Below are 22,852 nucleotides of genomic sequence, written 5' to 3' on the forward strand. Positions count from 1 at the left end.
GATTACCGCCCACCGGATATTGCCGCATACGCTTTTGCGTTATCACCCGACGATCGGGGCTGTCACCGGCATGCCCATTAACGGCCAGAGAATGAACACGGCAAAACCGGTGACGATCATCAGGAGAATGCTGGCCGGTATACCGTAGAGAAAAAATTCACCTGTGGTAAACTGCCCCGAGTCATAGGCGATGGCATTGGGCGCAGCCCCCACCAGCAGCAGAAAGGGCATGCCGGCCGTCACCAGGGCCGCAAACAGAATCACCTCACCGGCAACCCCCAGGTAGGGCGCGATAACCAGAGCCACCGGCAGGACGATGGCGATGGCCGCCACGTTCATGATGACATTTGTCATGGTCATGACAAAAAAGGCGATGCCCATGACGAAGACAAACCAGTTGGCTTCCTTGAACATGGCCAGCCAGTTGACGGCCATCCATTCGGCCGCCCCGGTCTGCCAGAGGCAGTTGCCGATGCTCATGGCGCCTGCAAACAGCAGGATGATGTTCCAGGGAATCGTTTCCAGATCGTCCAGGTCCATGATGCCGGTGACGAAAAACAAGATGGTCGAGACCAGGATGATGGCCGTTTTGTCGATGGGGGCCAGTGACGGCATAAACTGTTTAGCCGCCATAACGAGAATACAGGCGCCCACGATAATGGCGGCCTTGATTTCGTTGGCGCTCATGGGGCCCAGTTCGGCGTTGAGCTGGCGGGCCTTTTCCCGCAAACCCGGGATGCTGGCCTTTTCGGGTTTAAAAAAAACCATAAAGAACCCCCACAACAGGAAGGTCATGAGCCAGCCGATGGGAAACATATACCAAGTCAGCTGGAAAAAGCTGATCTCCACCCCCATGATGTCCCTAAAAAACTGCAGCGCCACCGCACCGCGGGCCGCGCCCAGCAGGGTGACGATACTTCCTGCACCGGCAACGTAGGCCATGCCGATGAATAGTCCCTTGCCGAACTTGGTCTTCTTGTCGCCCTCCCCGTACAGGGAATAAATAGATAGCATCAACGGATAGATGGTCGCGGCCACGGCCGTATGCGCCATGATGTGCGTCAGGGCCGCGGTCACCACGAAACATCCGAGATAGATCATGCTGGTTCTTTCGCCGACAATATCCAGCATTTTATAGGCCAGACGCCTGGTCAGCCCGGTCTTGGTGAACACCAGGCCTATCATGATGGACGCGAAGATGAACATGACCGAAGGCACCATGAAATCCGTGAAAGCATCCCTGGCCGGGCGGATCAGGAACATGGCCTGCAGCACGCCGATGGCCAGACTGGTCACACCGATGGGCACCACTTCGAACACCCACCAGGTGGCGGCCAGCAGAAATACGGCAATGGCCCCCCTGCCTTCGCGGCTCAGTTCGAAATGCTTTCCCATGGGATCCACAGCATCCGGCCATGGCGGCGAATAGTACGCCAGGAAAAAAAGAGCGAGGCCCAACAATAGAAAGCCTGTTTTTTTCCAGTCCACGCTGCTTTTTCCGGCCCTGTCGGCTAAAGAGTCACTCATTAAACGAATCCTCCCTGCAACACGATAAATTATTGAAGCTTCTCTGCAGCAAGCGTAAAGGGAACGCGCGCGCTATATTGGTTCATCGATGATGGCATGTAACCACAGCTGCTAGACTTGACATTTCTTCATGACCTGAAAAACGGCGGCGAACACATCCGTCAGTCTGAGAACGCCTGAGATGCCCTCCCCTCCGGTTACCAGCAGTGACTGGTGATGCCCTAATACTAACTGGTGAATCGCTTCATCCAGGGTGGCATTTTCGTCGATATACTCGCCTTCCGTCGGCGAATACATGAATTTTTTGACATTTTTCACCGCGGCCTTGCTGCAGATGTCGGTCAGCGGTCTGTCGAACAGCTGGTATTCCGTCAGCAGGGACTTCATGAACCCCTTGGTAAATCCGAAGCGGTGCAGCCTGCTTTGATCCAGCATTTTATCATACTTCGGTTCCAGCGCCTTGAGCACATCCAGTTGGCTCAGTTTTCCGATGACCGCACCGTTCTTGTCGAGCACCATAACCGCCCGATGCCGGTAGCGGGTGTGATCGAAATCCCCCTGAGCCTTTTCCAACTCATTGACCGCCTCCAACAGGGTCGCGTCCTCAGATACTGTTGCGTATTCCGAAAGCGGCACCATCAGATCCTGCACTTTATAATTTTTCATCCTTCCTCCTGCGCCGTTTTACCGGCAAAACAACCCCTGGCATGAATTCGGGCCAGGGATTTACCTTATTTTATACTAAAGAGTGATTTCTATCGTATTTTGAAAACGATTTCAACTTATCTCGGACAATTAAGCAGCCGGTACCGTCAACCAGGGCCGACCGGCCCTGATGTGGCTGTAAACCGCCCTATCCCCCGGATTGCCCCTCCACCTCATACAGGCATTCCTCGATAATATCCAACGCTCTGTCCATCTCTTCCCGGGTAATGACCAGAGCCGGCGTAAGGGTCACGATATTGCCCATGGTCAGTTTGAAGCTCAAGCCGCGTGAAAGGGCGGCATACATCACGGCCTCGGCCTCCTCCACGGCACGCTCGCGGGTTGCCCGGTTCCGGACCAGCTCCATCCCCAGGAACAGGCCGATGCCGCGGACATCTCCGATCAACGGGTGTGCTTCCATCATCCCCCGCAAGCGATCCAGCGCATACGCCCCCAGGTCCCGGGCGTGCGCCGCCAGGTCGTTTTTTTCGATAAAATCGATGGCCGCCAAAGCGGCCGCACATCCCACGGGGCTCTTTTCGTGGGTGTAGTGCCCCAGCGCTCTTTCGGCGGCCACATCCAGCGATCCCCTGGCGATCAGGGCCGCCAGGGGGAAAACCCCTCCGCCCAGGCCCTTGCCGATGACCACCATGTCCGGAACGACACCGAAATTTTCAAAAGTGAACATGCGGCCGGTGCGCCCCAGCGCATGAGGGATTTCATCTAAAATCAGCAGGGCACCGTGCCGGTCGCAGGCCTTGCGGATGCGCTGCCAGTATTCCGGTTTCGGAATGTAAGGTGTGCTGCGAATCGGTTCGGCGATAACGGCGGCGATATCCCCCTCCTTTTCGAGCATGTATTCGACATATCGGGCACAGGTCATGTCGCAGCCACCCCTGTCGCCGCAGCCGAAAACACAGCGGTATTCGTCCGGCGGTGGCGCGTGCTCGGCGCCCGGCAGCAGCGGGCCGATATCCTGCCGGAAGATGGACTCGCCGCCGATGGAAATGGCGTCCAGGCCGGCACCGTGAAAGGCATCCCACATGGAAATGGTCTTGTGACGGCCGGTGGCCATGCGGGCAAGTTTCAGGGCGATCCCGACAGCTTCCGACCCGCCGGGACAAAATAAAACCTTGTCGAGGTCGCCGGGAGCCATCTCCACAAGCTTACGGGCTAGGTCCACGGCCACCCGGTTGGTGTAACGCCGCGTGCAGAAGGGCAGTTCATCCAGCTGCTTTTTCACCGCCTCCAGCACCTGCGGGTTACCGAAACCCGCCTGGTGTACATTGTTGCCGTGAAAATCCATGTAACGCCGCCCCTGAAGGTCTTCGATGTATATGCCCCCGCAGCCCCGCAGGGCGTTGAGACAGGGTGTAGACAGCGCCTGCCTGAGGAAATAGCGCGCATCCTCATCCAGAAGCGCACGGCATTTTGCGTCGATGTGGGCTTTCTGCCAGGCATCCCGGTTTCCTGAAATATTGAGGTCCCCTTCCGAACGCAGCAACTTGGCCATGGATAATCTCCTCCATTCTTTAGAAAACGGTCATCCGCACTACACCCCGACGTTGGGGGTCCTGAGTTCAATTTAGGCAGGTGTAACCCTATGACTTCACCAAAATATGTGTTATATACTGCTTCCCGCTCTTGATCAATACATACGGAACCGGTGCATTCAGGATTGAAAAGAGGGCATGATCTGCCTGTCATTTTCTGTTTTTATTCCGGTTTGCGCCACTCGGAATAGGGGCTGCCATGTCCGCAAAGGATGAGCGACACACCAGACGAAGCGAAAGAGAACAGGGAGACGTCAACACGACCCCCGGCAGGGCAACATACTGGTCACGCAATCTCGACGGTGAATCCCTTGAAATTTTTGAAGAGGACAAAACCTATTTCATGCAGCAGGCGCTGTCCACGCCGGTATTGAATGTGCTGGAACGTGCCGCAGGTGCCTGCATTTTCGATATGCAGGGACGTGCCTATATCGACATGCACGGCAACGGGGTGCACAATGCGGGCTTCAACAACCCTGACGTCATCAGGGCCGTCGTCAGACAGCTTGAAGCGGGCATGACCTTCTGCCCCCGGCGCTACACCAACAGACCGGCCGTTTCCCTGGCAAAAAAGCTGGCCGAAATCACACCGGAGGGTTTGTGCAAATCCCTTTTTTGCCCCGGGGGGTCGGAAGCGATCGAAATGGCCGTCACGCTGGCAAAACAGGTGACGGGTAAATTCAAAACCATCTCTTTCTGGGACTCGTTTCACGGTGCGGGCTATGCTGCGGCCAGTATCGGCGGGGAAGCCCACTTCAAGGCCGGCCAGGGTCCCATGATGCCCGGTGCGCTGCACGTCGAGTTCCCCAATTATTACCGCAACCCGTGGGGATTCGAAAACCCGGATGCCGTCGATGCCGAATGCCTGCGGCAGATCGAACTGGTTCTGGAGAGAGAGCCTGGCGTGGCCGCCATTATTGGTGAGCCCATCTCCGCCGCACCCGTGGTTCCCAGCAGGGCTTACTGGTCCGGCGTTAAACGCCTCTGTGAAACGTACGGTGTGCTCCTGATTTTCGACGAGATCATCGAGGGATTCGGACGCACCGGCAAAATGTTCGCCAGTGAACATTTTGTGACACCCGACATCCTTGTGCTGGGTAAATCCCTCGGAGGCGGCCTGGTCCCTTTTGCCGGAATCGTCACCCGCGCAAAATATGACACGTTCCCCGACCGCTCCATAGGGCACTACACCCATGAAAAAAACGCGCTCTGTTCGGCCGCGGCACTGGCAGAAATCGCCACCATCGAAAAAAACGACCTTTGCGGGCATGCAGCCGATATGGGTGCCTATGCTCTCGAGGTATTGAAAGACATCCGAGGCCGCCACCCCATCATCGGCAATGTCGACGGCAAGGGCCTCCACCTGGGCATCGAACTCGTGAGCGATCCGGTGACCAAGAAACGCGCCGTGGATGCTGCCGAAAGTGTCATGTACCGGTGCATGCAGAAAGGATTGGCCTTCAAAACCATCGAGGGAAATATCATCACGCTGCGCCCGGCACTGGTAATTTCCCGTGAGGAATTGGACCGCGCCCTTTCCATTCTCGAAGAAGCCATCGGGGAGACGGAGCGGGACGGTCTTTAGCCCGGCGTTGCAAAATAGACATCATCCTTGGAATTCACCACTGGAGAAATCATAGAAATAGTGCTATCGGTATGATATTCTCCGTAATGACAAATTGTTATTTATTCCTAAGTTGAGCGTTTTAAATTTTAAGAATGGCCAAAATAAAAACATTTTCAATGGATTAAATCTATTTGAATTCTTAAAATTTGAAACCCTCCGGGATTTCCGGGTTCACCGCACCTGCGGTGTCAAATGTCATCGCGCATAGACCACTATAGCAGGATAACATTTTCCTTGCATCTGCGGCAAACCCGAAAATCGCTCAATTTAGGTTATTGTTTGGCATGTTTTTTGTGCAAGGGTGGGGTTTACCGAACCGGTGGGCCTGGGTGTACCTACCTTGACAAGTGCCACTACTCTTTTATATTATTAAAATAATTATAGACGGTTACATTTTATCTGCCTGGATTTGGCACAATAATTCGCATGTTCTCTAAACGTATTTTAAGTTTTGTGTTCGTCTGGTTGGCCGGGGTGGTGCTGACCGGGCTCTCCGCCGGCGCCTTCAGCCTGAACGTTCGTTTCGAACAGGTCAACGGTCTGGTGGCGAAAGATCGGGTGCTGCTCGACGGCGCCCACATCGGGGACGTCCGTACCGTCGACTATGGTGACACGGCCGTTTTCACGGTCGGTCTTGTAATTAAAAAGGAGTTCGAGGAGTTTTTGACGGAATACAGCCGTTTTGCCATCGTGCCCGACCCCCGTGATGATGACAGGATGGCCGTGGAGGTGATCCAGACCCGCGCAGGCGGCGCTCCGCTGAAAGCGGGGTCCTCGGTCGCCGGGTCACATAAATTCCAGGTGCTCCTGGAAATGATGCAAGATGACACCAAAGATGGCATCGGGTTTCTGAAAAATGAATACCGGCGCTTTTCCGATGATATCCACGCGCTTTCCGAAAGCGAAAAAATCAGGAAACTGAAGGACGAAATGGCCCGGCTGGTCGAGGAGCTGAAAATGGCCGGCAAAGAAACCCGGGAACGCATCACCACCGAAATCATTCCTATGCTGGAAAAAGAGGTCGAAGATCTGCGCAAGGAACTGAAGAAATCGGGCAGGGACCGGGAGATCGAGCCGGTGGAGGAAGAGCTGGACAAAATAAAGCATATATGAGCGCAACAAAACGGCCGTTAATCGATATTGACCCCCTCTTTCACAAAAAAAATCGATCGAATCAGATCCAACGAGGATGACCGCGCATGAAAAAAAAGCAGAACATCATTGAAACCGCGACCAGACTGTTTGCTTCCCAAGGTTTCGACGGGACTACGACACTGCAGATCGCACGGGAAGCCGGTGTCACCGAACCGTTGATATATTACCATTTCGAGGGCAAAAACGATCTTTTCACCCACATCATCGAAAAAGGGTTCAATTTCTATTTCGAGCGCCTGAACTCGCTGGACACGGAAAGCGATACGAACTTTGAAAAGATTGAAAACCTGGTGACCCTCCACTTCAGATTTTTACGGGAAATACCGGACGAAATCTATTTAGCCTTCAGCACATGCCCTGCCAAACTGCAGGACAAATCGCATGTCTGTACGAAGAAACTGAAAACCCAGCGCCAGTGGCTCGAGGACTACCTGACGGACTGCGTCCGCAAAGGCGTCGACAGCGGTGAATTTTACGAGATGCCGGTCAAGGAAACGGTCAGTCTGCTGTACGCCTTGATTGTTGGCATCATCCGCCAGAGGGGGCTGCATCTGAACACCTTGAAGGGCATGTCCGAAACCACGGTTACCTTCTGTCGCCGAAGCCTTGTAAAATGAGATCGTGTTCCACGATGTCGTTAAACGCGACAACGTCGCTATAGAGAAAAACCGGAGCTTCTCTTCTTTGCCATCCCGCCGTCAAAGGAAGATTGTTTCCCATAATCCGGCCTGTAACCAGGGGACTGCAAGACGGTTTTTTTGCCAAGCCGGTATCGAGTCGATGTAAGGCATGAATCCAGACTACTACCAGACGCATCCCCGGGACTATTTTGAAAAAACCTTTTCGGTCGATCCCGCACCGTTTCTCGACCCCTTCCAACAGCACCTTCCCCGGGGAGCGAAGATCCTGGATGTCGGCTGTGGATCGGGAAGGGATCTTTTGTGGCTTAAAAAAAGAGGCTTCGACGTCGTCGGCCTGGAGCGCTCGGCCGGACTGGCCGATCTTGCCCGGCAACACAGCGGGTGCGACGTCCTTATCGGCGACTTCGAGACCTTCGATTTCGCCGCTCTCGACATGGACGCCGTTCTCATGAGCGGCTCTCTGGTGCACCTCCCCCACGCAAAACTGCCCGCCGTTCTGGCCCGCATCCTTTCTGCCTGCGGCCACAATTCCCAAACGCTGCACCGACCCTCTTCGAACATGCAGAAATATGCCTACATCTCCATCAAGGAAGGCCTTGCCACCAAAGGGCTTGCCGATGGCAGGCTGTTTTACCTGTGGGAAAAGAAAACCATGCAGCCCGTGCTCGAAGGGCTGGGTCTGAACATCCTGGAAATTCGCCGCAGCGTATCCGCTTTACGACCCGACGACGTCTGGCTGGCCTTCATTGCCGCCTTTTAAGATCGTGTTGCTTTTTTTCCGTTCCACGGGTAATAAACAGGCGACGATCCGGATGGTCCCCCCTCAACCTGTCACCGCCGAAGGAGCTGATGATGAAAGCAACCCATGAATTGGCCGCATCCGAACTGCGTTACAATTGTAACCCAAGCGTTTTCAAATTCAAAAACACAACGGAAATCGAACCCCTGGATGAAGTGATCGGCCAGGAACGGGCTGTACACGCCATCGATTTCGGGCTCAACATGACCAGCCCGGGCTACAACATCTTCGTGACCGGCATCGAAGGAACAGGGCGCACGACCATCGTCAAGGATATCACCGCTAAACACGCACGGTCGCTTCCCACGCCCTGCGACTGGTGCATGGTCAACAATTTCCATGACGAATACCGTCCCAAGGCAATCGCCGTTCCCAGCGGCAGCGCCGTTCTTTTCAGCAAACAGATGAACCGGCTGATTCACATGCTCAGGGGAAAGCTTCCCAAGGCCTTCGAAAGTGAATCGTTCCGGGAAAAAAGCACGCAAGCCCAGGAAAAATTCCAGATCGAGGAAAAAGCCCTTTTCCAGCAGCTGGACCAATCGGCCAAAGAGAAAAACCTCCTCATCAACAAAACCGCTTCCGGTTTTCAAACCATTCCCGTTCAGGACGGCAAGCCCATGACCCACGAGGCCTTCCAGGCCTTGCCGGAAACGGAACAGGAAAAGTTGAAAGCGGATATGCAGGCCCTTCAGGGTGAAATTGAGACGACACTCCGGGACGTCAACAAAATCCGTCAGTCCATGTCCAGAGCCATGGAAAAACTCATGGAGGAAACCGCCCTTTTCGTTGTAAAGGACCGCATGGCGTATCTCAAGGAGCCCTATGAAAACTGCCCGGATATCCTGACCTACCTCACAGAAGTCCAGGAGGACATCGTCGAAAACGTGGAAGACTTTCTCCCCGGCAAAGAGGGCCCCAACCCGACCGCAGAAGCGCTGTTCCAGGCACCCAAGCCCACTTTTCAGAAATACAAGATCAACGTCATCGCCGACCGGCGCAACGCCAAGGGAGCACCGGTCGTCTTCGAACCCAATCCGACCTACCATAATGTGTTCGGTCAGATCGAAAAAAAGGCCCACATGGGAGGCGTGACCACCGATTTCAGCATGGTAAAAGCAGGCTCCCTCCTGCAGGCCGACGGCGGGTATCTCATCATGGAAATCGAGTCTCTGCTGATGAACCCGCTGGTGTGGGAAGCCTTGAAACGGGCCTTGCAGAACAAAAGGCTCTTCATCGAAGACATCCCTGCGGCCCATGGCTACGCCACCTCTTCGCTGCGCCCGGAGCCGATCCCCCTGGAGGTCAAGGTCATTCTGCTGGGCGGCTACCAGCCTTTTGAAGTGCTGCAGAACTATGATTCAAAATTCAACAAGATTTTCAAGGTCCGGGCGGACTTCGACTACGAAGTGGAAAGAAGCGAAGCCAGCATCCAGCAGTACGCGAAATTCGTGGCCAGGGTCTGTCAAAATGAAACCCTGCTGCCCTTCACACCGGATGGGATAGCTTCCCTGGTGGAATTCGGCCAAAAGTACACCTCCAATAAAAATAAGCTGTCCATTCGCTTCGGCCCCATTGTCGGCATCATCAAGGAAGCCAGCTACTGGGCCGGTAAAGACGACGTGAAAGAAGTCTCGACCGCCCATGTTATCAAGGCCTTCAACGAGCACCGCTTCCGCTACAACCTGTACGAAGAAAAGATACACGAATCTTATCTGGACAAAACCATTCTGATCGATGTCCAAGGCGCTGTAACCGGTCAGGTCAACGCCCTGGCCGTTTACCAGATGGGCGACATATCCTTCGGCCGGCCTTCGCGCATCACCGCCGAAACCTACATGGGTGAAGCAGGCGTCATCAACATCGAGCGCGAAGCCAACATGAGCGGAAAAACCCACGACAAGGGCGTCCTGATTCTGTCAGGCTTTATCGGCCGGACCTTTGCCCAGGACCACCCCTTGAATCTCTCCATCAGTATCACCTTCGAACAGAGCTACAGCGGCATCGACGGCGACAGTGCCTCATCCACGGAACTGTACGCCATTCTGTCCAGCCTCTCGGGCATCCCCATCGATCAGGGCATCGCCGTGACCGGTTCCGTCAATCAGAAGGGCGGCATCCAGGCCATTGGCGGCGTCAATCATAAAATCGAGGGTTTTTTCGACGTGTGCAAGGCCAGGGGACTTACAGGCACACAGGGCGTCATGATCCCCCGGGCCAATGTCAAGAATCTGATGCTGAAAAAAGAGGTGGTCGATGCCGTGGAACGGGGGGAGTTCCACATATACCAGGTGGCCACCATCGCCGAAGGCATTCAGATCCTCACTGGAAAGGAAGCCGGCAAACCGGATGAAAACGGCATCTATCCGGAAGGCACCATCTTCGGCAAGGTGCAGAAAAAGCTGCAGGCTTACATGGAAAAAGAGATCCTGCTTAGGAAACGGATGTGGGGCAAGTAGGAAGGGACCGGCGGCAGGAAAAGGCGGGGCCGGATGCAGGTAAAACAGATCAAACTCACCAGGATGGCCGTTTGCTGCTACCTGGTCGCAGACGGGGCGACCGGGGAGTGCGCCCTCATCGATCCGGCTTTCGATACGGATCGCATCCTGGCAACGGTGGCGAGGGCGCGCTTGAAGGTCACCCGCATCATCAACACCCATTGCCATGCCGACCACACCGCCGGTAATGCCGCCCTGAAAGCGGCCACCGGCGCAGACATCTGCATCCACCCGTCCGACGCAGGCAGGCTGACGTCTGTGATGAACCGTGCCTTTGCCAGGGCTCTCGGTGGAAAGGGCTCCCCCAGGCCGGATCTCCTGCTCCACGACGGCGACGCCATCGCCGTGGGCCGCTTGAGTTTGAAAGTCCTGCACACGCCCGGCCACACGCCCGGGGGAATATGCCTTTATGCAGACAAGCATCTTTTTACCGGCGACACCCTGTTTGTCGGCGGCATCGGACGCACCGACCTTTCCGGTGGCTCCATGGATCAGCTGATCGCATCCATCAGGCAGAAAATATACACCTTGCCGCCCGACACCATTGTATGGCCGGGTCACCATTACGGTTTCCGGCCCAGTTCGACGGTTGAACACGAAAGACGGACAAATCCATACACACGATAACGGAGAACGACTCCAACACTCCAAGAGGTATTTCATGCCCAAAATAGGTATGACGAGCTCGGCCATGATGATGGCCGACTGGTTGGTGGCACTGAAAGTGGCGGCAGCGGAAAAATTCGATGCCTTCGAAATCTGCTGCGTCTTTCCTTCGGCCGACCCGGATCAGATAACGCCGGATGCCCTTGCCGAAGCGCAAAAGGTCGTTCAGAAAAGTGGAATAGAGATCTGTGTGCATGCACCCTTTTTTGAAATCAATATCGCCGCCTTCTCCGGGGGTATTCGGGAGGAATCGATCCGCCTCATTAATAAAGCCGTCGATCTGTGCCATGGCCTCGGCGGCAGGACGCTTGTCGTGCATGCGGGAGATTTCACCTACACCTTCGACGGTGCCACCCGTCTGAATAACCCGGCCCTGGCCATTCAGTGGCAACACAATCTGGAGTCATTGAAGCGCATCAATGACTATGCCCAAAGAAAAGGTGTCGTCGTGTGCCTGGAAAATATCGCCATCAACGCCACCTCCATCGACCGCAACTTCGAAGACCTGCTGGAAATCAGGAAAGCGGTGGGCGCGTCATTGAAATTCACCCTGGACACGGGCCATGCCCGGCTGACCGAAGGGACCGTAAGGGGCATCGACCTGCTGGGAAAACAGATCCGCCACATCCACCTGACCGACAATTTCGGGGAGAAAGACGACCACCTGCCCGTGGGTGAGGGCAACGACGACTTCGGTTCCTATATCGACTTTTTGAGAGGGTTCGAACACATCATCACCCTGGAAGTGGTGGATATCGGCACGGACCCGGATCCCGTGCTCCGCTGCCGCCGGGCCCTGCAGGCGCTTTTCGCCAGTCAGCCGGCACCATAATATTCATCGCCGTTGGAAGAGAAATTTTCCCCCATTACCCGGGCGAAACATTAATGAGAGGGTTAGAAGGCGAAGTAGTGCACCAGCTGTTTGGTCATGCTGACAAGATCTTCGATATAGACGAATTCATCGGCTGCGTGGGCCCGGATGTCTTCGGCACGTTCAACGCCAAAACAGGCGACATCCAGCTTTGCCGGTTTCAAGGCATCGGCAACCATGGCCAAATCGGTCGAAGCACTGATGCCGCCGTATAGAAAATCCGTGTAACCGTAGACGGCGGTGGCGGCGGCTCTCATCTTTTTGGATGCGGGCGACTGCGGGTCGATTTCCACCGGACCGTAACTAAGGCTGAATTCGGTTTTTACGTCGATCAGCTTCGATTTCCGGCGGCCCCGCTCCACGGCTTCCTGTATTTCGGCAACCACATCCTCGAAGCGTTCGTCCACAAGATAACGGCGGTTGATAGTCAAACGACACTCACCGGGCACGATGTTATCTTTGGTTCCCCCCTGCATTACCGTGAGACTGAACATGGGCGTCATCTTGTCATGGAGATAACCCGGTATCGGGAAGGACGGGATGCGCGACAGACGTTTTTGAACCTTCTCTTTTAGTGTCAGGAGTTCCTGTAAAATAGGGACCATCTCTTCGATAGCGTTGACTCCCAGATAATTCATGCCGGAATGACAGCTTTTCCCGTACCCTGCCACCTTCACATCCACGGCCCCGGCCGCACCGACCACCACCACCGGGTCGACAGCACCCAGCTCCAACCACACCAGGTGACTGGAAAAGTAGCCCTCTTCGGCCAGGTAGCGTGAACCCGGATAAACACCGATTTCCTCATCGGTGCAGAGCAGACAATCCAGTTCATAGTGCGGTTCGATCGCCAGGTCATGGAGCACCTTGACCGCACCGAGATAGCAGGCGATGGAGCCCTTCATGTCCACCGTGCCACGGCCGTACAGTTTGCCGTCCCTGACGACGCCGGCAAAGGGGTCAACCGTCCACGGATCATCGACGGGTACGACGTCCATATGCGCGTAGGCCGACGCCTTGGGCTTGCCGTTTTTCAAACTGGCCACGAGATTGCAGCGTTCACCGGAAAGCTCCCTGGAAATCAGGGCGACCTTATCTTTCGGCACCACCACCCGTTGCGTCTCAAAGTTGAACCTTTTGAATTCAGGCTCGACCACGTCGATCAGCTTCGCGTAGTTCTCTCCCGGCGGCACCGATGTGTCGACGGCAATCATCCGTTGCAACACGTCGACGATATAGTCTTCTTCCGCTTCGACCCTGGCAAATGCTTCTGAATAATCCATATGCGGTCCTTTCCCGTAAAAACGTTCAACAGAAATGGCAGGCAGCATAGTGCTCATTGCCCAACGCTTTGAACACGGGCTGTTTCTGCGTGCAGACATCCTTCTTCTTGGGGCAGCGTGTGTGGAAGGCGCACCCGGAAGGCGGATCGAGCGGGCTGGGCACATCCCCCTTCAGCAGGATTCTCTCTTTGTGGGCCTCGGGATCCGGAACCGGAACGGCGGAAAGCAAGGCCTGAGTGTAAGGATGGCAGGGGTTGTGATACATGTCGTAGTCGCTGGCCAGTTCCACGATCTTGCCCAGGTACATGACCGCCACCCGGCTGCTGATGTGTTCGACAACGCTCAGATCATGCGCGATGAAGATGTAAGCAAGCCCCAGCTCTTCCTGCAGCGCCATTAACAGATTGATGACCTGGGCCTGAATCGACACGTCCAGCGCCGATACCGGCTCGTCGCAGACAATGATCTTGGGGTGCAGCGCCAGGGCGCGGGCGATACCGATGCGCTGCCGCTGCCCGCCGCTGTACTGGTGCGGGTAGCGGTTGGACTGCTCCGGCATGAGTCCCACCTTTTCCATCAGATAGGCGACACGCTCTTTCAGCTGCCCGTTAGATAGATCTCCATAGTTTTTCAACGGTTCCGCAATGATCTGCCCCACGGACAGCCGCGGGTTGAGCGACGAGTAGGGATCCTGGAAGATGACCTGTAACCGGGCCCGGACCTGACGAAGCTCTTTTTTGGAAAGCCGCAGAATATCGACGCCTTCGAATTTGACGCTGCCGCCGGTCGGTTCGATCAGACGCAGCAAACTGCGGGCCACAGTCGTTTTCCCGCAGCCGCTTTCACCCACCAGACCCAGGGTCTCGCCTTCTTTCAGGGTAAAGCTCACGCCGTCCACGGCTTTTACAACCCCCCTGGTTTTGGAAAACAATCCTCTCCTGATGGGGAAATGCATCTCCAGATCGTTTATTTCAAGCAGATCCATCGCTTACTTTTCACCCCCCGCCAGCCAGCATCGGACCCGCCTTTGGCCGCCCATGCGCACCATCCCGGGGGCCCGCTCGCGGCATCGCCGCATGGCCAATGGGCAGCGCGGATTGAAACGGCATCCGTCCGGCAGGTTCTGCAGGCTGGGGACGATGCCCTTGATTTCATCCAGCTTTCTGGCTCCCCCCTTGAATTTCTGGCCCAGTTTGGGCACGGACCCCATCAGACCCCGGGTGTAGGGGTGCAGCGGTTCCTTGAAAAGCGCCGTTACCGGGGCCTCTTCCACGATTTGACCGGCATACATGACGATCACCCGGCTGACCGTTTCGGCAATCAGCCCCAGGTCATGGGTAATCAACAGGATGGTCGTGTTCAGTTTCTCCTTGAGACGCAGCATGAGGTCCATGATCTGGGCCTGGATGGTGACATCCAGGGCGGTTGTGGGCTCGTCGGCGATGAGCAGCCGGGGCTGGCAGGACAGCGCCATGGCGATCATGACCCGCTGGCGCATGCCGCCGCTCAGGCTGTGGGGATAGTTCCTGGCCCGCTCCTCCGGAGAAGGGATCTGAACCCGCTCGAGCAACTCCACCGCTTTTTCGCGGCCTTCGTTCCAGGAGAAATTGCGGTGCAGGACGAACACTTCAGCGAGCTGGTCGCCGATCGTCATCACCGGGTTCAGGGAGGTCATGGGTTCCTGAAAAATCATGGAAATGGAATTTCCCCGTATTTTCAAAAGGGCCTCTTCGTCGGCCGCCAGCATGTCCATTCCTGAAAAATGGATGTTGCCTTCGATTTGGGCGGACCGCTTGGGCAAAAGACGCAGGATCGACATGGCTGTCACGCTTTTGCCGCACCCGCTCTCACCCACCAGGCCGACGGTTTCTCCGGCCGCCAGATGGAAATTCACGCCCTCCACGGCCGTTACGACCCCCTCGAACGACTTGAACCGGATCTTCAAATCCCGTATGGAAAGCAGCTGTTCGCTATTCATAGCCCAGCCTCGGATCCAAAGCGTCGCGTAAACCGTCACCCAGCAGATTAAACCCCAACACCGCCAGAAAAATGGCGATCCCGGGAAAGGTAGCCACGTGCGGGGCGGCAAAGATCAGGCTGCGCCCGGAGCCCAGCATGGTGCCCCATTCGGGCGCCGGCGGCTGGACCCCGACCCCCAGAAACCCCAGCCCGGCCGCAAAGATGATGGCCATTCCGAAAAAAAGCGTGGCATTCACGATAATGGGAACCATGACGTTGGGCAGTATGTGGCGGAACAGAATAATGCCGTCCCGGGTCCCCACCGCCCTGGCCGCCTCCACATAAACCTGTTCACGGATGGACAGCACGCACCCCCTGGTAATGCGAATGATATGGGGCAGGCCGGCAATGCCGACCGAAATGATCGTGTTTTTAATCCCGACCCCCAGCACCGACACCAGGGCCAGGGCCAGCAGAAAAGGCGGAAAGGAAAGCAGGACATCCGTTATGCGTTGAATGATGAAATCGACCTTCCCCCCGAAATATCCGGAAACCAACCCAAAGGGAACGCCGAATACAAGCGCCAGGGCAACCGAACCCAAAGAGATGGCCAGAGAGATGCGCCCGCCGAACACGATGCGCGCTAAAATGCTGCGCCCCAGTTCGTCCGTGCCCAGGGGCTGCTCGAACGAGGGGGGCTCCAGCGCATGGCGAATGTCCTGGGCATTGGGGTCCCTGGAATAGAACACCGGCGCCAGTAAAGACGACAGCACAAACAGAAGAATAAGCATGCCGCCGAAACAGGCTGCCCTGTTGCGCAGGAATTTGGATATACCGGTTCGCCAGTGACTGAATTCTTCGTGGCGGTCTTTGCGAATCGGTTCCTTTCTATTCTCTTGATCACTCATAGCGCACCTTTGGGTCGAAATAGGCGTAGGTCAGGTCGACCATCAGGTTGGTCAACACGAAAAGAAGGGCAAATATCAGAATAGCCCCCTGAATGACCGGGTAATCGCGCGCCAAAATGGAACTGATCAACAGGCGGCCGAGCCCGGGCCAGGCAAAAACCGTCTCCGTCAATACGGTGCCTCCCAGCATGCTCCCGAATTGAAGCCCGACGACGGTGATAATGGGGATAAATGCATTTTTGAGCGCGTGCCGGATGATGACCGTTTTTTCCTGCGCGCCTTTCGACCGTGCGGTGGTGATATAGTCCTGGGCCAACACGTCCATCATGGACGAGCGCGTATTGCGGGCAACAGCGGCAATCAAATAGGCCGCCAGGGTGATGGCCGGCAAAATCAAATACACGAATCCCCCGCTGCCGCCCACCGGGAGCAACTTCAGCTTGACCGAAAAGATGATGATCAGCATCAACCCCAGCCAGAAGGCCGGCATGGACATGCCGAAAAGCGCCAGGGCGGTGACCACCATGTCCATGGCTGTGTACGGTTTGACGGCGGCAATGATGCCGGCGGGGATGCCCAACAGACAGGCCAGCAGCGTGGCCGTCACGGCCAGAATGACGGTGTTGAGCAGGCGGGGGGCAATTTCCTGGGTCACCGGGTACTGCGTCCGGGTGGATTTTCCCAAATCGAAGCGGACCAGACGGGATAAAAATTTTGCGTATTGAACATAAACCGGTTCATCCAGCCCCAACTGCTGCCGGATCAACTCGACTTCCTGCTGAGTGGCCAACTCTCCGGCGATCACCTGGGCCGGGTCTCCGGGCAGGGAGCGCAGCAGAAAAAACAGGATCAAGGAGATGCCGAACAGAACCGGAATGGTCGATAGCAAGCGTCTAACGATATAGATAAACATCCCTTGTCAGACCTCCCATCCGAATTTGGTACCTATTTGTTTAAATACTAAAACGGTATATGGTGCAGGTGCACGGTATACGGTATACGACGTGCCCCGTGTTAGGTGTTAAGTGATTCCGTTTTCATTCGTGGATCGTAAAATCTGAGATTTGAAACGTGTGGCGCAAGGCGCAAGGTGATTTCAAAGCATCATGCGTTGAGCGGTCTGCACCTTGAGCCCTGCGCCCTGCGCCGAATTCAGTGAACCGTAAGACATCAGCCCTCTAATGTCTTACCCTCGGCCCCTGGAATCCTTGTACCCCCGGCTCCTTTATTTTTGGTGCTGGGTCATTTGAAGTTGTTAAGCATTTTGATGTTAGATATTATTATTTCCGGTTGAGCCGGGTTGGGTTTATTGCATGGTTGCGTACGTCGGGTATATCCGTTCGTTGGGCCGGATGTCCAGTCCCTGAATGTTGCTCTTGTGGGCAATGGAAAAGGGTTCCACATACAGCCAGATGGCGGCCGCATCGTTCCACAGCATGGTGCCGGCCTGTTTGTACAGGGCCAAGCGCTTGGCCGGGTCCATGATCTGGCGGGCGGCGCCCACCGCCTGGTCGTATTGGGGATTGTGGTAAAAAGTCGTGTTCAGCCCTTTGGGCGGGTGCACGAATGAGCTGAAGTACATCAGCAAATAGGGATCGGCGTCATAATAGGGGAACCCCCATCCGATCAGATACAGCTCGACTTCGGACTGATCCAGGGGCTTGGATGTGATGCCCATATACGTTGGCCAGTCATAGGTGCGCAGTTCGGTTTTCACGCCGATATCCTGCAGGTAGGCCTGAATGGCTTCCGCCACCTGTTTGTCGTAGGTGTAGCGGCCGTTGGGGGTGATCATCTTGACCACGGTGTCCTTCGGGAAATTGGCCTGTTTCAGAAGGGCTTTGGCCTTGTCCGGGTTGTAGTCATACTGCTTCTCCATTCGCGCGTAGCCGAAAATACATGGCGGCAAGGGGCCGTCAAGCGGCTCGGCAACCTTGAAGAGAATTTTGTCCGTGATCGCCTTTTTGTCCACCGCATAGTTGAAGGCCTGGCGCACGAGCTTGTCCTTGGTGGGGCCCTTTTGGGTGTTCATGCCCATGAAGATCATGCGCGTGCTCAGGGGCCGGGTAACGGTAATGTTGGGGTCGGCCTCCAGACTGGGCACATCGGCCGGTGTGGGCGAATAGGCCAGGTCCAGTTGCCCGGCCCGCAGCATGGCCACCCGTGTGGCGGTTTCCGGAATGATCTGAAAAACCAGCTTTTCCACCGCCGGCCGTTTGCCCCAGTACCCCTCGTTGCGCACCAGCACCAGGCGCTCGCCCCGGACCCATTCCGCCAGCTTATAGGGCCCGGAACCCACGGGATGCATATTCAACTCCGTGCCGTCATAAGGCGTCACCGCCTTTTGGGATATAATGCCGGTCACGGACAACAAGTCGGCAAAGGGGGCGAAGGGCGCGTGCAGGTTGTATTGCACCGTGTAGTCATCCACCACCGTGATATCTTTTATCCCGGCATACAGGAAGCGGAACGGCATCCTGACCTTGGGGTCCTTGATCAGTTCCATCTGTCTTTTCAGCGTCTGGGCGTTGAACGGAGCGCCATCGATAAAAGTCACGCCCTTGCGCAGCTTCATCGTCCAGGTCTTGCCGTCCGCAGATACCGACCATTCGGTAGCCAAATTGGGAATGACCTTGCCTTCGGCATTGGTGTCGAAAAGCGAGTCATAGAGCAGTTCGGTGATGTTGGCCGGAATGGCCGTGGTAATTTCAATGGGGTTGATGGTATCCGGATCGATGCCGATGCCGATGCGCAGCATCTTGATCTCCTTGGCGACGGCATTGGCCGCCATTGAGCCGAAGCCGAAAGCCAATACCAATGCCATCAAGACGACGGTGATTTTTCCCTTGTTTATTGATTTCATTATCGCCTACCTCCTTTTTCTACTGGGTATTTAGGTTTCCTCGGCCAAAGGATCGTCGACAAACGGCCAGAAACGATTTGTATCGACACGTTGATAAGGAATCTTTGTTATGTCGCTTTGCAGGGCGCCCTGCCCCCCGGCATAGCGTATTTCCGCCGATATCGGCTCAAAGGCGGCATAGAAATGCTGATTGGATTTGACGACCAGGATTTTCTTGCGGGCGGGGTCGACACCCAGTTCCGAAAAAATAGTGGGGGCCACGGGCTGGGTGCGAAACTGGCTCAAAATGACGTCAATGCCCTTTTCAGGGGAATCGTCCCGTTCGGGGCCGGTTCCCAGGTGAACCTTGACGGCCGCACAGCGCCCCATAGGCATCTGCGACCCCCCCAGTTCCTGCAGCACGTTTTCCGCGAGGCCGATGACCGTTGCGCCGACATCCACCGGTTGACCGGAGGCCGGTCCCAGCTTGCCGCCGATGCGCAGCGGCAAACAGGCTCCTAACCCGGCATCTTCGCACAGGGACACCGCCACGGGGTCCCAGATGGAGGCGATGGCGGCATTTTCGATTTTCCGGGCAAGCATTTCCGCCAGGAAGAAGGTTGAATCCGAAGGCGCGCCCCCGCCGGCGTTGTCCGCCGTGTCGGCAATGGTGACCGGTCCCCGGGGGGCGGCCATGGCCTTGTCCAGACAACCCCCTATGGTGTCCGGCACGGACAGGGCCTCGTTGCGCATGGCGTAAAATTTGCGTCCCATTTTTTCGGCAATCGCTTCCGCCAGGCCCGGATCGTTGTCGGTGACGGCCACCATCTTCGTACCGATAAAGGGGACGTCCGCGTACTGAAAACCATGGGCCAACCAGACGTTGAGCACGCCATCCTGTTTTTCCAGAGCCTCCATTTCCCTGACAAAGCGCTGCATCGGGTCGTGGTTCGTGTGATACGCACCGCCGATGACAGGGAGGGCAAAACTGCGCATCACCGGCCGGACCTTTTTTTCGGCCGCGTCCGCGACAATGTGGAACAGATCCTCCAGCCGCTGGAAAATGTCCGTGTGCGGATATTCCTTGTAACCCACCAGCACCGATGCCTGCTGCAGCATTTGCGCGGACAGATTGGCATGCAGGTCGAGAACGGCACCCACCGGGGTGTCCGGCCCCACAATCTTGCGAATGTGCGCCAGCAGATCCCCTTCGCAGTCATCATAATCTTCTGCCACCATGGCCCCGTGCAGCAGCAGCATGACGCCGTCCAGCGGCATGGCTGCCGTTACATCCGATATCAATTCGTCCCGCAGGGATTCATACACCGGTTTCGGCGTCATGCCGGAGGGCGTGGCATAAGCCAGCAGGCCCCGCACTATTTCCCAGTCCCGCTTTTCGGCAACCGGCTTGAAGGCGTCCGCCGGATTCAGCGCTCCCTCGATGGGGTCGTTGCTGTGAACCAGGAGAAAATCCTTCCATGCGTTCCAGCCGGTGGGAATGGGCGAAAACGTATTGGTTTCCGTCCCCAGGGTCGCGTAGAACATTTTCAGCATGGCAATTCCCCTTATTCATTCGGATACGTATACCAGCCTTCACCGGTCTTCCGGCCAAACTTGCCCTGCGCATATTTTTTAACCAAGCTGGTGTAAGGCAGATCGACCGGGTTTCCCGTGCTCTTAAATTTTTCCGTGGCCATGGTATAGGTCAGGTCGAGACCGACAAGATCGTTTAATCTGAAGGGGCCCATGGGATGGCCAAGACCGTGAACGCAGGCGCTGTCAATATCTTCAATACTGGCAATTCCCATTTCGTGAAGCCAATAGGCTTCGAAGCGTATGACGCGTACGATTCGGTTTATTAGAAACCCTTCGACTTCCTTGTTTAGCATTACCGGTTTTTTCCCTATTTTTTCAATCAATTGATAGGCCACCTCTGCCGTCTCTTCGGATACATGTTCACCTTTCACGACCTCCACCAGTTTCATGACCAAGGCCGGGTTGAAAAAATGCATGTTGCAGACTTTGTCGGGTCTGGACGTGGCATCTGCGATTTTGGAACTGACGATATAGGAACTGTTTGTGGCGAGAATGGCATGTTTCGGCGCCAGTTTGTCCATTTTTGAAAACAGTTTGCGCTTCACGTCCAACATCTCTACGATTGCCTCGATGACAAAATCCGCCGGCACGACCGCTTTTTCGAGATCCTGGGTAACGTGTAGTTTGGCTGCCGCTTTTTGCGCCTCCTTTTCGCTCAATCTGCCCTCATTAACCTGCTTATCCAAATAGCCGGTGAAAAAGGTTTCCGCTTTTTCCAGTACCTTTCGATCCGTATCCATGCACCGGGTTTCATATCCGTGGATAGCCAGCAATGCTGCAATCTGGTGCCCCATGTTTCCCGCACCGATTACCGCAACATTTTTTATCTGTTCTACGTTCATTCGCATCCCCCCTGTACATGCCTTAAAGGTGGTCACTTTCTATTCGAGTCGGCAGTCCGCCATTGCTCAAAGCCGCAACCGTAACCCGTCAATGGTATTCAGCTCGTGCCCCGAAGAAAAATGGTATTCGTTATTGCTTCACCGTCATATTGACATGCCAAAGATTGTCCCCTATTTCAACAAAATCGTTGCACGATGTTGCCTCAACGGTAAGGTTTATTGGAAAGGTCGCAGATGAAACGCCATTCCGGAAAAATACCGTATCAGCCTGGAGATTGCCCACCTGATCGAAGAAATCGCCGGTGATCTTTACACCTTATAACCTAAACCTCAACGTTGCAACTATGGGATAAACTGTTTGACACCGGGTGGGCTGCTCATTATAGGATCCCATCAAAAACCGCCGCCGGAAATCACCTGTTTGCAGCCGTGCGGCAGCGTGATCAGGAAAAAGGTGCTAACCCATGCATGAAAACGAGAAAAAATTCGAAGGCCAGCTGGTACCGACGCTGCGCCAGGGTATCGACATCATCAAAATGGTTCTGTTCAAGGAGTTGAAACCCTATTTGGCAAAACAACACCCGCACATGACGCCGGAAGATATCGCCCAATTGACGGGTGCCGTCATCAACCAGCTGTTCGGCATAGAAAACCTGGAAGCGGCCATCGTCGAATTCATGCGCGAAAACGAAGCCGTCGTGCAAAAAGAGGCGGCCGCGTTCATCGAAAATTTCAACCATCTTCAAATCCCCCTGAACGATGCCCTGCGCATTCAATACCTGTGCGACAGCCACGAGGGGATTAACAGCGAAACCACCCTCAAAAAAGCGCATCATCTGAATATCCTCATCGAGGAACGCGAAGTGCCTATGCCGGGCGCATTCATGGGTCTGGTCCGCTCCTTTGGCGTTGCCTACAACATCCTGGAACCGTTATAGCGCTTGACCTAATAACATCCCGAAACCCTGATCCACTTTGCGCATAATTTTATCTGTTCCCAAGCATACCTATGAGAACCGTTATATTGACATTTAACCCACGCCGTGGGAGTTAGGACACGTCGAACACGCGTTGGAGGAGGCTTTTCATGAAAATTCTGTTTGCAGCACCGGAAAACGCCTGGGGCGGTTTCTTGGACCTGATTCGCGCCGCCGTGCCCGAGCACCGTTTCGAGGCCACAGGGGCGTTCCGCGTCGATACCCTCGAGGGTTGCGACGTGCTGATTCCGACCATGACGCCCATAACCCGCGAACTGCTCGAAAGCCGCGACCGGCTCAAGCTGATCCAGCAGTGCGGCTCCGGCCTCGAACTCGTCGATGTCGCCGCTGCCGCCGAAAACGACATATGGGTGGCCAACGTTCCCACCGACAGTTCGGGCAATGC

Annotated in this window: 20 protein-coding genes; 9 read left to right on the top strand and 11 right to left on the bottom strand. The window is 55.6% G+C overall.

What is annotated here, in order from left to right:
• Positions 1-42: 42 nt before the first annotated feature.
• The 3 genes from LJE94_10595 to LJE94_10605 form a co-directional block, all read right to left on the bottom strand.
• Positions 43-1,527, bottom strand: coding sequence for an SLC13 family permease (locus LJE94_10595; GenBank protein ID MCG6910556.1), 1,485 nt, complete (start codon positions 1,525-1,527; stop codon positions 43-45).
• A 111-nt stretch (positions 1,528-1,638) separates the two neighbouring features.
• Positions 1,639-2,193 (bottom strand): CBS domain-containing protein, encoded by a 555-nt coding sequence (locus LJE94_10600; protein ID MCG6910557.1) that lies wholly within the window; start codon positions 2,191-2,193, stop codon positions 1,639-1,641.
• 187 nt (positions 2,194-2,380) lie between these two features.
• Positions 2,381-3,745 (bottom strand): aspartate aminotransferase family protein, encoded by a 1,365-nt coding sequence (locus tag LJE94_10605; protein MCG6910558.1) that lies wholly within the window; start codon positions 3,743-3,745, stop codon positions 2,381-2,383.
• A gap of 239 nt (positions 3,746-3,984) precedes the next feature.
• Between LJE94_10605 and LJE94_10610 the strand changes: the two genes are divergently transcribed.
• The 7 genes from LJE94_10610 to LJE94_10640 all read left to right on the top strand — a co-directional run bounded on the left by LJE94_10610 (position 3,985) and on the right by LJE94_10640 (position 12,000).
• Complete coding sequence (locus LJE94_10610) at positions 3,985-5,370, top strand: aspartate aminotransferase family protein (protein MCG6910559.1); 1,386 nt, start codon at positions 3,985-3,987, stop codon at positions 5,368-5,370.
• A 468-nt stretch (positions 5,371-5,838) separates the two neighbouring features.
• On the top strand, positions 5,839-6,525 hold the full coding sequence (locus LJE94_10615) for a hypothetical protein (protein MCG6910560.1): 687 nt from the start codon (positions 5,839-5,841) through the stop codon (positions 6,523-6,525).
• 86 nt (positions 6,526-6,611) lie between these two features.
• On the top strand, positions 6,612-7,184 hold the full coding sequence (locus tag LJE94_10620) for a TetR/AcrR family transcriptional regulator (protein MCG6910561.1): 573 nt from the start codon (positions 6,612-6,614) through the stop codon (positions 7,182-7,184).
• Positions 7,185-7,356: 172 nt separating this feature from the next.
• Positions 7,357-7,968, top strand: coding sequence for a class I SAM-dependent methyltransferase (locus tag LJE94_10625; protein ID MCG6910562.1), 612 nt, complete (start codon positions 7,357-7,359; stop codon positions 7,966-7,968).
• Between the two features lie 89 nt (positions 7,969-8,057).
• On the top strand, positions 8,058-10,463 hold the full coding sequence (locus LJE94_10630; GenBank protein MCG6910563.1) for an AAA family ATPase: 2,406 nt from the start codon (positions 8,058-8,060) through the stop codon (positions 10,461-10,463).
• Positions 10,464-10,496: 33 nt separating this feature from the next.
• Positions 10,497-11,129, top strand: a complete 633-nt coding sequence (locus tag LJE94_10635) for an MBL fold metallo-hydrolase (GenBank protein MCG6910564.1) — start codon at positions 10,497-10,499, stop codon at positions 11,127-11,129.
• A gap of 34 nt (positions 11,130-11,163) precedes the next feature.
• Positions 11,164-12,000 carry a sugar phosphate isomerase/epimerase gene (locus LJE94_10640; protein ID MCG6910565.1) on the top strand — a complete coding sequence of 279 codons (837 nt, stop codon included), beginning with the start codon at positions 11,164-11,166 and terminating at the stop codon, positions 11,998-12,000.
• A 62-nt stretch (positions 12,001-12,062) separates the two neighbouring features.
• Here the strand turns inward: LJE94_10640 and LJE94_10645 are convergent, their stop codons facing one another.
• From LJE94_10645 to LJE94_10680, 8 genes are all read right to left on the bottom strand, one after another.
• The gene (locus LJE94_10645) at positions 12,063-13,322 is read right to left on the bottom strand and encodes an ArgE/DapE family deacylase (protein MCG6910566.1); all 1,260 of its coding nucleotides are present in this window, start codon (positions 13,320-13,322) and stop codon (positions 12,063-12,065) included.
• A 25-nt stretch (positions 13,323-13,347) separates the two neighbouring features.
• Positions 13,348-14,307, bottom strand: a complete 960-nt coding sequence (locus LJE94_10650) for a dipeptide ABC transporter ATP-binding protein (protein ID MCG6910567.1) — start codon at positions 14,305-14,307, stop codon at positions 13,348-13,350.
• A gap of 3 nt (positions 14,308-14,310) precedes the next feature.
• Positions 14,311-15,300, bottom strand: a complete 990-nt coding sequence (locus LJE94_10655; GenBank protein ID MCG6910568.1) for an ABC transporter ATP-binding protein — start codon at positions 15,298-15,300, stop codon at positions 14,311-14,313.
• Entirely contained in the window at positions 15,293-16,189 is an 897-nt protein-coding gene (locus tag LJE94_10660; GenBank protein ID MCG6910569.1) for an ABC transporter permease, read from the bottom strand. Before LJE94_10660 ends, LJE94_10655 begins: the two co-directional genes overlap by 8 nt.
• Complete coding sequence (locus LJE94_10665) at positions 16,182-17,102, bottom strand: ABC transporter permease (GenBank protein MCG6910570.1); 921 nt, start codon at positions 17,100-17,102, stop codon at positions 16,182-16,184. The genes LJE94_10660 and LJE94_10665 overlap by 8 nt, the downstream gene beginning before the upstream one ends.
• 393 nt (positions 17,103-17,495) lie before the next feature.
• A complete protein-coding gene (locus tag LJE94_10670; protein ID MCG6910571.1) occupies positions 17,496-19,052 on the bottom strand; it encodes an ABC transporter substrate-binding protein in 1,557 nt (518 codons plus the stop codon).
• A gap of 30 nt (positions 19,053-19,082) precedes the next feature.
• Positions 19,083-20,585 carry a M81 family metallopeptidase gene (locus tag LJE94_10675; GenBank protein MCG6910572.1) on the bottom strand — a complete coding sequence of 501 codons (1,503 nt, stop codon included), beginning with the start codon at positions 20,583-20,585 and terminating at the stop codon, positions 19,083-19,085.
• Between the two features lie 11 nt (positions 20,586-20,596).
• Positions 20,597-21,469, bottom strand: a complete 873-nt coding sequence (locus LJE94_10680) for a 3-hydroxyacyl-CoA dehydrogenase family protein (GenBank protein MCG6910573.1) — start codon at positions 21,467-21,469, stop codon at positions 20,597-20,599.
• 464 nt (positions 21,470-21,933) lie between these two features.
• On the opposite strand from LJE94_10680, the gene LJE94_10685 reads away from it, so the two are divergent.
• Together LJE94_10685 and LJE94_10690 are read left to right on the top strand one after the other, a co-directional pair.
• Positions 21,934-22,407 (top strand): hypothetical protein, encoded by a 474-nt coding sequence (locus tag LJE94_10685; protein ID MCG6910574.1) that lies wholly within the window; start codon positions 21,934-21,936, stop codon positions 22,405-22,407.
• Between the two features lie 149 nt (positions 22,408-22,556).
• Positions 22,557-22,852, top strand: a 296-nt coding sequence (locus LJE94_10690) for a lactate dehydrogenase (protein MCG6910575.1), incomplete at its 3' end; no start/stop codon positions are given.

Source organism: Deltaproteobacteria bacterium (assembly GCA_022340465.1).
Lineage (GTDB): Bacteria > Desulfobacterota > Desulfobacteria > Desulfobacterales > B30-G6 > JAJDNW01.